Below are 12,684 nucleotides of genomic sequence, written 5' to 3' on the forward strand. Positions count from 1 at the left end.
GCAAACAGGCATAACTATGTGAAACACTTAAACATTTATCAATGGCATACGGAAAATATAACTTTTCACAACAAATTCTCGAGTGGAGGGGATATCCTTTTGAATATGTATAATGCGGAACATGAATATCAAATACGTGAAAAGAAATATTTCGTACAATATAAAAAGGCAAATCGGCAATGTAACATCTTAAGCAATTTGCGGCTAGTTGCATTTTTTGGGATTATTTTTGGTGGAATATTTTTTTACTTTGAATATCGTATTTTCGGAGGCTTGTCTTCAGCTTTCTCTTTAATTGCATTGGTCATTTTTATTATTCAACATGAAAAAGCGAGAAAAAGAAAAGAATTGGCTTTTTCCCTTGTAAGTATCAACCGGCAAGCAATTGACAGGATTAATGGAAAATGGGTTGAATTCACTGATACTGGAGAGGAATACATTGATCTAAAGCATCAGTATAGTGTTGATTTAGATATATTTGGACAGGCATCGGTATTTCAGTGGATTAATAATACCTTTACATTTCTAGGAAGAAAATTCTTGAAAAATTCCTTGANAAAGTTATTCAATCTAATTAAATTTGTTTTTTCATTCCACATTTGCTACATTCACGTAGAAATTTACCTTCACTCACAGTAGACTTAAAGTGACTGTTATTACAATTATCGCAGCGTCCGGCTTTTTTATCTGGTAGTTCATTATAGTCATACGTCTTTGATAAATCTAGATTCTCATAGTTATGTGTCATAATTACACCTCAAATTTTCAACTCAATAGACTATAACAAATTACCACCTAAGAGACAATATCATACTAAAAATACATGCCAACCGGGGGATGATTCAATGAATTTTGAAGAACAAAGAGCTAGATTTAAAGCAGATGAAGAGAGAAAAGCAACATTTAAATTGGGCTACCGAGAAGGTAATAGTTATGCAAAGGCAGAAATAAAAAAAATAAAGCTTATAGAAACCTATTAATGGAATTTGTAGGATATGAAAAAGAGTATCTTACAACGAAGGTTGGATTTAAAAATTCAACAATCGTGAACTTATTGAAATAATTTTAGAATAAAGAGAGTTATTGAAATATTTATTTGAACAATTAGACGAAAATAAGAAAGACGAATTGAAAGATAAAATAGATAGTGTAATTTATGCAACTTACCGTGAATAGATAAAATTTTTAATAAATCTTTTGAAAAAGGATAAAGCCATTTTTACCCTTTTTTATGGGTCCAGGACTAATTAGAGGAGGACAAAAAACAATAAATAAGGGTGAACAACTTGCTAACTGAATGGGCACAATTCGAAAGAATTATTAAGAAAGTATAAATCAACCTGATTAGAAGTTTTCGTTAAGTTTTAAAAAGTCGGTTCCTTAGAGTTACAGGAATTCGACTTTTTTAGGTTGCAATTTGCTAAGCGTATAATATATGCGTTCTGTCGGCAGGACCCCCATAAGTTATTAGCACTAAGAGAAATTTCTTGTATCAAATTTTCTTAGTAAACCATTATTTTGTATTACCAATAGGTTCATGTAAAGTTGTTGAAAAGTCATTATAAAAAACAACATTTCACAAAAATGACATATTATACCTATTATTCCTGTTATACCACAATTGATTTTATGGTATTATTTTTTCTGATTAATGCTAAAAATGTAAATATTTACAAAAGTAGAGGTCTAATTATTTTGTGTTTTTACTGTATAATGTTGCGCAAATAATTTCCATCAAAAACAATTAACTTCACTGAAACTTCTAGATCGATAAGAGCAGTTATTGTAAGGGAATACATTGGCAAACAGGCATAACTATGTGAAACACTTAAACATTTATCAATGGCATACGGAAAATATAACTTTTCACAACAAATTCTCGAGTGGAGGGGATATCCTTTTGAATATGTATAATGCGGAACATGAATATCAAATACGTGAAAAGAAATATTTCGTACAATATAAAAAGGCAAATCGGCAATGTAACATCTTAAGCAATTTGCGGCTAGTTGCATTTTTTGGGATTATTTTTGGTGGAATATTTTTTTACTTTGAATATCGTATTTTCGGAGGCTTGTCTTCAGCTTTCTCTTTAATTGCATTGGTCATTTTTATTATTCAACATGAAAAAGCGAGAAAAAGAAAAGAATTGGCTTTTTCCCTTGTAAGTATCAACCGGCAAGCAATTGACAGGATTAATGGAAAATGGGTTGAATTCACTGATACTGGAGAGGAATACATTGATCTAAAGCATCAGTATAGTGTTGATTTAGATATATTTGGACAGGCATCGGTATTTCAGTGGATTAATAATACCTTTACATTTCTAGGAAGAAAATTCTTGAAAAATTCCTTGACTGAGCCGGAGAAGGACATTTTAAAAATTAGGGAGAGACAAGTTGCTATTAAAGAACTTGCAGATAAGCTTGATTGGAGACAACATTTTCTTGCAGAAGGTAGTTCCAGTAAAAATGGAAAGAACAATCCTGAGCCGTTATGTAAATGGGCAGAAAATGAAACTCAGATGTTCAGAAATATATGGTTGGTATGGGGTATACGATTCTTATCGTTAGCTACAGTGGTATCGCTCATCTTACTATTTCTAATTGACAGTGGTTTTCTCTATATTACAGGGATATTATTACTCACTCAGTTAATTTTATTTATTATTGGAATAAGATTCTATAAGAATACTAATAAGGTGATAGACCTGCATCATGATACAATTCTTACTTACCAAAAATTATTAAATAAAATCGAAAGTGAGAATTTCGAATCCAAGTATCTATCAGAGCTTAAATCGAGTCTAATTGACTCGAATGGTAATTATGCTTCAAAGCAAATTAATGAATTATCTTTTATTGTTGATATGATGAGTTTCAAATATAGTCCATTGATTTATTTTTTATTCAATGTAATTTTCTTATTAGATTACCACTGCATGATTGCACTAGAAAAGTGGAAGGAGAAATCAGGCTCTAGCGTACGTAATTGGTTTATTGTAATAGGCAAGTTAGAGGAAATATCTAGTTTATCGACAATACAATACGATAATCCTAATTGGTGCAACCCACAGTTGACAATTTTAAAACAAAATCTTTCTGCAAAAAATATGGGACACCCACTTTTATTTTCAAATGACCGTGTCTGTAATGATCTAACCCTAAAAGGCAGTGGACATGTTTTGTTGATCACAGGGTCAAATATGTCTGGAAAAAGTACGTTATTAAGGACTGTTGGTTTGAATTTGGTTTTGGCATATACAGGGGCCCCCGTTTGTGCAACTGATTTTAAGTGTTCCATAATGGACATTTATACATCTATGAGAGTAAATGATAATTTAGAAAAAAAAATCTCCTCATTTTATGCTGAACTATTAAGAATAAAAGACATTATTCAAGCAGCTAGTAGGAGCAACTCCATCCTTTTCTTATTAGATGAAATTTTTAGAGGGACAAACTCTAAAGACAGGCATATTGGAGCAACCGCGGTAATAAGAAAACTTAGTAAAATGAATGCCGTGGGACTTGTCTCGACACACGACCTTGAATTGGGTGAGTTAGAGATTGATAAAGATATAGATGTAGAGAATTGCCACTTTTCAGAAAGATATTCAAATAATCAAATAAGATTTGATTATAAATTATACCCAGGAGTGTCTAAAACTACTAATGCTCTTTACTTGATTAAGATGATTGGTATTGATGAGTTTTAAGTGATAGAACCTAAATAAATTTCTATTATTGTTGCTAAGGTAGAAAGTTAAAAATGTGCTATCAATCTTAATTGAGTTTTTATAAAATTATAAATTTACATTTTGTTTTTGAGAGGAGATTTTATATGAAGAATTCTATTATTGAAAGTTCCACTCATACAAGAGCCAGATTAAGGATGATGTATCACTGGTTATCATCCACTGGAAATGTTAAGTTACTACCGAGAAAAACAACTGGAATGCCAAAAGATTCTGTGAAAGCTTCACTTGGTACAGAAGATAATTATGACCACCTGATTCATTTGGGTTCTTACAATTACTCAGGTCTAAATGGTCATCCGGATATTATTGCAGAAGCAGAAAAAGCATTAAAAACATATGGAACTTCTACTAGCGGGGTTCGATTACTTAATGGGACACTCAACATACATTGCCAGTTTGAAAGAAAACTTGCCTCCTTTATTGGAACAGAAGATGCTGTAACTTTTAGTAGTGGATTAGTTGCTAATATAGCAGCCATAACAACATTATGCGATGAAGAGGATATCATTTTTTCAGACGAATTGAATCATCAGTCGATAGTGGATGGAATTAAACTTTCACAAGCAAAAATAATTAAATTTATTCATTCTAATATGGATCAATTGGAAAGTCTGTTGAAAAAAGAGCCCATTTATAAGAGAAAATTCATTGTAACTGATGGGGTTTTCAGTATGGATGGAGATATTTGCTATCTGGATCAAATTATGACATTGGCTGAAAAATACAACGCCATTGTGATCGTAGATGACGCTCACTCCATTGCATCGATTGGGAATTGTGGCAGAGGGACAGCATCACATTTTAAATTGTCTAAATTGCCTGATGTGATTACAGGAAGTTTAAGTAAGGGTCTTCCGGGTTTAGGTGGTTATATAGCCGGCTCAAAAGAACTGATGAATTTATTTCGATATGGATCCAATCCTTACATTTTTTCAGCATCCCTGCCTGCACCCATTGTGGCAGGCCTTTTGAAGGGGATTGAAATTCTTGAGGATTCACCTAGTATCATGGAAAATTTGCATAGAAATGAGCATTTGCTTCGTGATGGTTTAAGAAAAATTGGTTTAAATACAATGAAATCCAATTCTCCTATTATACCAATATTGATAGGCGATCGTTCTTTGACTTTTCAATTTGCGGAATTACTTCATAAAGAAGGTATCTATGTAAATCCAATCATTTTCCCGGCAGTCCCTCTTTCTAAATCTCGGTTACGATTAAATGCATCTTCAGCTTTAAGTGAAGAGCAAATCCATTTCTCGTTGGAAAAGTTTGAAAAGGTTGCTCGAGCTTTAAATATATGCAATGCGTATTGAGGGAGATAACGAATGAACAATATAAAAACACGATATAAGAAATTCAGAACAAGTCTGGACTGTCTAGGAACATACTTTCTAGATGATGATATTGCACTTAATTTTTTTGAAATGCAGGGTACTAAATTAAAAAAATGGCAGGAGGATATTGCAAAGATATTAAAAATGGCTAGACGAATTTCCATTGCCAATATAGAAAAACGAAAAGATCTTCCACACTCTCACCGAGAAATTTCTAAGTTATATAATGAATCGCTTAATTTACCTTTTATTGCAAGGCCAGATATGATTTTTGAAAACGGTCAACCCAAGATCATTGAGCTTAATTATGATTCTTCTGCGATTGAAGGCTTTTATGAAATAGACTATTTACAGAATCAAATATTACAAATGCAGGAAGAAAATAATACAGAATATATGTTAATGGATGGGAAGAAGGGGTTTGTAAAATTTGTAAAAGAGATTTTTAGGAAGTATATACCAGTTAGTGATACATCGCCAAAAATGGCAATTATGATATATGCTGATATGAATCGATACGATAAAGATATTGCGCAAGAAACAGCAAACTGGATTAATCAAAATTCTGACATTCAATGTTTTATAAGGATTCATGAAACCCTTTGGGACAATAACGGTGTTGTTACTGATGGGGAAAACGAGTTTCACCTATTGTATATGTATTCCACTTTGAAAGATATGCCAAGTAAAACCAGACATCTTGAGGAACTTTTGGTAAGAATACGAAATTCAAAAACTATAGTTCTTTCTGATATTAAAGATGTCGTTGTTGATTGTAAAGTTGCCCTAGCATATCTCTACGAAGCAGCAAATTCGCCTAATTCTAGTTTTTCAGAAGCTGAAAGAAAAATAGTCTGTGATTATATACCTTGGACTTTTATTACAAGTAAAAATAAAAAGGTTATATTCAAAAATGAAGCTTATGATCTCATCGATTTATTGACTTTGAAGCAGGAACAGTTTGTTTTGAAAAAAAGCAATTCGTTTTATGCAAAGGATGTTATAACAGGTTTTAATACAAATAAACGTGAATGGGTTAATTACATAGAACATATTGTAAGTTCTAACAGTGAAATGTGGGTTGCACAGCAATTTATTAATTCTGATTATTATGACTTTCGATATTACAACCCAGTACTGAATGATTTATATAAAGTACCTAGACGTTTTGTCATCAGTCCGTATTTTTTCGGGTCCAATATTATTAATTTTCTAATTAGGGTGGAAAAAGATACAGAATCACCAACTTTAGGCAGATTGACCGATGGAAATATGGGTGTTGCGTTTGTAAATATAAATCCGCCATATTGATATTAAAAATTAATTTAAAGTTAGAAGCTTATCTTAGCATAATAGTAATTTATTTAATACAAAGAAATAGGGAAATGGAAATAACTTTAAATAATAGAGTGACAATCTCATCAGTTTTGGGCCTCCATCCTCCCTGATGGCAGCCTTAGACCCGCAGAGTGAATTTTAGTGTCTTCGATTCAGTTGGAAACTCTACTAAAAGAGCATTTACTACTAATATGTGAGGAGGTAGAACATGGAGTGTTTAGTACTAAGCTCGTTTGAATATTTTCCCACGCAACCACCAATAAACACACCATTTATTACAGCATTTCTGAAAAAAAATGGAATTAATAGCACACAGTTAGATATGAATATAGAAGTATGGGATTATTTATTGAGTCCTGGTTTCATTAAGGAACTCACTTATAATTCAGGTTATTCGAAATACTGTGATGAGCTAAATGTGCCAAATATGAACTTTGAAGAATTCAATTACAAAAAAAATTATTTATTGAGTTCTATCGATACAATCAAAAGCTATTATCGGAACAAGGAGATTTTTTACGATACCTACGCATTGGCATGGGCTAATGAACGTATTAGAGAATTTAAATATCTTTTCTATTATTCTTATGGAATTCTAGTGGACAATCTGAAAACCACTTATTCTTTTGATAATGAACTGCATTTTTCATTCAGCGGAATGGATAATTTTTCGTCCGATAACCAGAGTAATCCTTTTATTAGAATTTTCGAAAATATACTTTCTGCTAAATTGAAAGATTCTGCACCACCAGTAATTTTGATTGAAGCATTATATGCCGTGCAGTTCCCACATTTGGCCACTCTGACAAAAGTACTAAAAAGACTATATCCTAACAGCCATATTTGTTTCTCTGGATTTGGATTTGACCAATTGGTTTTTGCTCGGATCAAGCATAGTTTAAAAAACAACCATCTTTCATTCTTAGGCTTTGACAGTATTTTTATGGTTAGAAATGATCATGCCCTTTTGTCATTGGTTAATCACATATTAAATGGTAAAGAAATTAACACCATTCAAAGTCTAGCTGTAAATTGTCAATCAACAGACAACATTATAAACGAAAAGCCATTGTATGAACAGTATACAAAACAATCGGTTCTTCCAGATTATGAGGATATAGAATTTAATCGTTATTTTTCTCCACACCGGGTCATCATTGAGAGATATTCCAACCGATGTTACTGGTATAAGTGCAATTATTGCTCAATCAATGCGTTTAAAGGGCGTAATGTATCTCTCACAAAAGATGAATTTTTGCTAAGAATAAATACTTATTATGAAAAATATGAGGTTAATCATATATTCTTGTTGGATGAAGCAGCTACTCCTGATCAGGCTAGAGAAATTGCAGAAAGCTTTGGAGAAAGCCCTTATGAATTTATATGGTCTCTTCGAACGCGTATTGACAAGGGGTTGGATAAGGAAACTCTGCAGTTAATGTATGACTCAGGGTGCCGAGAATTGTGGATGGGTTTAGAAAGCCCGAGTCCTACAGTATTGAATTTAATGAATAAAACTAAAGATCCTGTAGACTATGTTAATCAGGTAAGAAGAATTATTCAAATGGCATCAGAAATTGGCATTGGTCTGCATTTTTGCCTATTATTCGGTTTCCCAGGTGAAACTATAGATGATCATGAAATTACACTGAATTTCTTTAAAGATGAATATAAACCATTAAAAAGAATTCCATGTTTTATTTCCTTCAATGTATTTTTTTTAACACCATTTTCTAAGGTTTGGAAAGAGCCGGAATTCTATAATATTAAGATAACCGATGTTTCTGAGGATAGATGTTGTATGGATGATATTGAATTTTCCGTATCCAATCAAACCGCTTTGGAAAGGGAAAAATATTTTGAAAGTATTAACAATACTATACTGGAAATATCAAATATTTTGTCGCCAAATAAGAAATATTTAAATCTTTGGGAATCTATTACCGATAGTTGCCTGGAACTTTTATTCAAAGAGCATTTTCAAACAGGTAGTCCATTTTTTGATTATCAATTGGATAAAGGAAAAGTAGCTGAATGTTACGAGCAATTCAATATTACATTTGTGGATAACGAATCTGTTGTAAATCATTGGTCAGAAATAGAAATGGCATTTCAGACCGCTTTTGAAAATAGTGAGTTTATAGATAGTTTTACAGTTTCTCGTCCGGCAGAACACTCATTGTTGGGTGCTACTGGAAAATTAGGACGTGTCTATGAGCATATTTTAGCAAAATCTGACGATGGAAAAATAATTGGCGGTCTTTTCTGTATACCAAAAAACAGAAAGCAAGGAGAATTCATTTGTGATTTAGGTTGGTTTTTCACCTCCCCTGACATCTCCCACATTAACCGGATAAAGGTTGGTGACAAAATCATGGAGCTGGTACATGAGCGTTTGAAGGATAGGGGCTTTACCCATGTGATTACTGAAATGGGGACACAGAGTGGTGCGAATTATATGGCCAGAAGATTTAATTATGTACATGAACCTGTGGAGGGGAAAATAAATAGATGGATGAAAGTGCTATAAAATGGATTCTAGTCCTATTGTTTTTAATGATTTTATCTTTACTATCTATTTACCTTGTCTTGAGTCATAGGGGAAAACGTAGACACTTAATAAATATGCTTTTAGAAGCAGCTGATCAAATTCCAGTCCATCATCCAGAGTTTATTTTAAAAGCTGTAGAGAATCAAAAGGAATTAAGAAAAATTGTAGAAATGGACAGAGAATCCTATCAGGACATCACAATGGAGTTTGAGAAGTATCTAGCATTATGGAGGAGATATCCTGACGGCATCAATATACTAATCTGTCAAAATGAAATTATCGGTATCTTTAGTATATGGCCAGTAAAAAGAAGGATATATAAAAAACTTGCAGAGGGCACTATTACTGAAGAGAATGTGCGGTTGGGTGACATTCCCAACATCAAGAATAATGGACTTTGTTCAACATGGTACTTTTCAACCATTCAAATCATAGACACCTATCGTCATAGTGGTATTGTATACGATCTGTTCAGAAGAACGATAAAAAAATGGTTTACATCAAGTAAGGTGGTTTTTCCGATAAAAATCTGTTCTATGGCTTATTCTGATTCGGGAGAATACCTGTTAAAAAAAACAGGGTTTGTTAAGGTTAGGGACAAGGAGGAAAGTAACTCCATGATGTCAACATATCAAATAATATTGAATACAAAAGATGAGGCTATAAAATTTGTTAATGATGTCACTTCATCAATAAACTAAAATAAAAAATACTCGTTAATTCTATATCAAACAGAGGAGGGGTGAGGTTTATGTCAATAAAATTTGAATCTATCCCAACACCAAGCTATGTTTTTGATGAAGATACTTTTAGGAGAAATCTGGAAATGATTGACACAATAAAAAAAAGAATTGGAGGAGAAATAATTATTTCCCTCAAAGGGTTTGCTATGTGGGGAGCTTTCCATATCTTACGCGAATATGGATTTAAAGCAGCTGCAAGTTCATTGAACGAAGCAAAATTGATTGTTGAGCAACTCGGTTCAAACGCTAATACTTATATACCTGCATATTCAGCAGAAGAATTCGACAAAGTTCTCAGTTTGAGTAGTCATATTACTTTCAATAGTCTCACGCAGTTGAACAAATTTCTTCCTAGAATAAAAGAAAATACTCCTAACGTTCAAGTAGCGATTCGAATTAATCCTGAAAGCTCACCTCTTCAATATAATATTTACAATTCTTGTATACAAGGGTCAAGATTTGGAGTTACAGTTGGTCATCTAAACGGAACTACAATTGAGGGGATAGATGGTTTGCATTTTCATACTCTTTGTGAATCTTCTTCCTACGATTTAGAGAACATGTTGGAATTGATTCAGAATAAATTTGCCAGTTTAATAAAAAAAATAAAATGGATTAATGTGGGAGGTGGTCATTTATTGACCTCTCCTGAGTATGATATTGACCACCTAGTGGAAGTTATAACCATGTTTAAAGAGAAAACGGGACTAGAAATAATCATGGAACCATGCACTGCCTTTGTTTGGAATACTGGCTATTTGGTATCCCGTGTACTAGATATTGTCACCACAGATAATATCAATACAGCGATTCTTGATATTTCTTTTTCTGCCCATTTGCTTGATTTTCATTTAATGAATATAAAACCGTCTGTTATAGGAGCAACTGAGCCTCAAAAAGGCAAACCCACATACCGCCTTGGAGGCAATAGCTGTTTAACAGGTGATTATATGGGTGAGTGGTCTTTTGATGATGTTTTGAAGGTTGGGGATGTGGTTATATTTAATAACATTGCACACTATACTATGGTTAGGGACAATATGTTCAATGGTGTTACCCAGCCATCCATTGGTATTTGGAACAACAAGGAGGGCTATAGGCTTGTAAGGAAATTCGGATATAACGATTATAAAAATAGACTATCTTAAATGTAAATATAATGAATTTTGGGTAGCTACAAAAATCATTGACAATATTCAGCATCTAAATTTGATTCAGGATTGGTTTTCAAATTTTTGGATACAAAAGGTTGAATTTAATCTTATTGCCTGGATTACTTGGTAATCAAAACATGGTTAAGAGATAATTTATATTTAAGTACTTACCCGGTATCATTTTTTAATACGGTTGTTAAACTGATAATAAGGGAGATATCAAATCCTTTTATAATTTATTAAAACTTGGATATACTGAGAAAGATATATGGAATAATATTGACATTAAACTCCTTTCATTCAAGGAGTCTTCCGCCAGTCTTAGAGTTTATATTGTTACTTACTCATATATTCAAAGTGGCTAGTACTCTGTTTTTAAATTTTCAAGAAACCATAGTCCGAAGTGCTGATAATTATAAAATTCATTCAGTCATGATCAAATTAATAAAGTATAAAATTATTGGAGGTAGAAACGTTATATTGTCTAGTTCCAGTAGTTATAGGGTGGTCATTTTCGATGGATATTGTCATTACGTTTATTATTATTTTTGGTGTATTAGTATTTTTCCATGAACTAGGACATTTATATTTTGCGAAGCATGCAGGAATATTGTGTCGTGAATTTGCAATTGGCTTTGGTCCAAAAGTAGTTTCATTTATGAAAAATGAAACGGTATACACTATTCGATTACTCCCACTCGGTGGTTATGTTCGAATGGCTGGAAAAGATGAAGAAATGATTAAGTTAAAACCAGGGGTACGAGTTGGTTTAGAGCTCAATGCAAATAATGATGTTACAAAAATTTTCACAAATCACTTGGAGAAGTATCAAGATTTAAAAGTTATTGAAATCGAAAATGCCGATCTTGATCATCGACTAATCATTCAAGGTTACGAAGATAATAGTGAAGTAATTCAAACTTTTTCAGTGTATGAGAAAGCAATGTACGTAGAACACGGGCAAGAGTTTCAAATTGCACCTTTTAATCGTCAGTTCGTCTCTAAATCACTTGGAAAACGTACGATGACAATTTTCGCAGGTCCGTTAATGAACTTCATTCTGGCAGCTGTTTTGCTGATTTGTATTGGAATGATTCAAGGAATACCAGTTAATAAAGCTGAAGTTGGGAAAATTGCATTAAATGGTGCTGCATATGAATCAGGTTTGAGACATGGCGACAAAATTGTTTCAATTGATAACAAACCTGTAAGTACATGGAAAGAAGTTGTAGGAATCGTTCAAAAAAATCCTAATCGAGAGCTTTCCATGGAAATTGTGCGTGATGGTAAGAACAAAGAAGTTACTGTGACACCGGATATGCAAAAAACAGAAGCTGGTGATGTCGGGAAAATTGGTGTATATCAACCTACTGAAAAGGCTATTATAAGTGCATTATCATTTGGTTTTACACAAACATATCAATTTTCAAAGCAAATATTAGTTGGGGTAGGCCAATTGATTACTGGAAAATTATCCATTGACAGTTTATCGGGTCCAGTAGGAATTTATACAATAACAGATGAAGTAGCAAAGTCAGGAATAATGTCTTTAATGAATTGGACTGCCATTTTAAGTATCAATTTAGGTATTATGAACTTGCTTCCACTTCCAGCATTAGATGGTGGAAGATTAATGTTCTTTGCTGTTGAAGCATTAAGAGGAAAGCCAATGGACCAACAAAAAGAAAGTGTAATTCATTTTATTGGGTTTTCTTTATTAATGCTACTAATGTTAGTTGTTACTTGGAATGATATTAAGACATTCTTCTTTTAGGGTACACCCAACATTTCGGAATTTTTGCTG

8 protein-coding genes are annotated in these 12,684 nt (G+C 32.8%); all 8 read left to right on the top strand.

The window, feature by feature from the left end:
• The first annotated feature begins 845 nt into the window (after positions 1–845).
• The 8 genes from C1726_RS26825 to rseP all read left to right on the top strand — a co-directional run bounded on the left by C1726_RS26825 (position 846) and on the right by rseP (position 12,654).
• Positions 846–980 (top strand): hypothetical protein, encoded by a 135-nt coding sequence (locus C1726_RS26825; protein ID WP_268877041.1) that lies wholly within the window; start codon positions 846–848, stop codon positions 978–980.
• 926 nt (positions 981–1,906) lie between these two features.
• Positions 1,907–3,715: a MutS family DNA mismatch repair protein gene (locus tag C1726_RS21945; protein ID WP_235822881.1), complete on the top strand. Its 1,809-nt coding sequence runs from the start codon at positions 1,907–1,909 to the stop codon at positions 3,713–3,715.
• Between the two features lie 125 nt (positions 3,716–3,840).
• On the top strand, positions 3,841–5,073 hold the full coding sequence (locus tag C1726_RS21950; RefSeq protein ID WP_102275096.1) for an aminotransferase class I/II-fold pyridoxal phosphate-dependent enzyme: 1,233 nt from the start codon (positions 3,841–3,843) through the stop codon (positions 5,071–5,073).
• 12 nt (positions 5,074–5,085) lie between these two features.
• Complete coding sequence (locus C1726_RS21955; protein ID WP_102275097.1) at positions 5,086–6,405, top strand: hypothetical protein; 1,320 nt, start codon at positions 5,086–5,088, stop codon at positions 6,403–6,405.
• A 235-nt stretch (positions 6,406–6,640) separates the two neighbouring features.
• The gene (locus C1726_RS21960; RefSeq protein ID WP_102275098.1) at positions 6,641–8,962 is read left to right on the top strand and encodes a radical SAM protein; all 2,322 of its coding nucleotides are present in this window, start codon (positions 6,641–6,643) and stop codon (positions 8,960–8,962) included.
• Positions 8,944–9,684: a hypothetical protein gene (locus tag C1726_RS21965; RefSeq protein WP_102275099.1), complete on the top strand. Its 741-nt coding sequence runs from the start codon at positions 8,944–8,946 to the stop codon at positions 9,682–9,684. Before C1726_RS21960 ends, C1726_RS21965 begins: the two co-directional genes overlap by 19 nt.
• 50 nt (positions 9,685–9,734) lie before the next feature.
• A complete protein-coding gene (gene nspC, locus C1726_RS21970; RefSeq protein WP_102275100.1) occupies positions 9,735–10,874 on the top strand; it encodes a carboxynorspermidine decarboxylase in 1,140 nt (379 codons plus the stop codon).
• A gap of 523 nt (positions 10,875–11,397) precedes the next feature.
• Positions 11,398–12,654 (top strand): RIP metalloprotease RseP, encoded by a 1,257-nt coding sequence (rseP, locus tag C1726_RS21975; protein ID WP_102275101.1) that lies wholly within the window; start codon positions 11,398–11,400, stop codon positions 12,652–12,654.
• Positions 12,655–12,684: the final 30 nt, after the last annotated feature.

The organism is Cytobacillus massiliigabonensis, from assembly GCF_900199725.1.
GTDB lineage: Bacteria > Bacillota > Bacilli > Bacillales > Cytobacillaceae > Cytobacillus > Cytobacillus massiliigabonensis.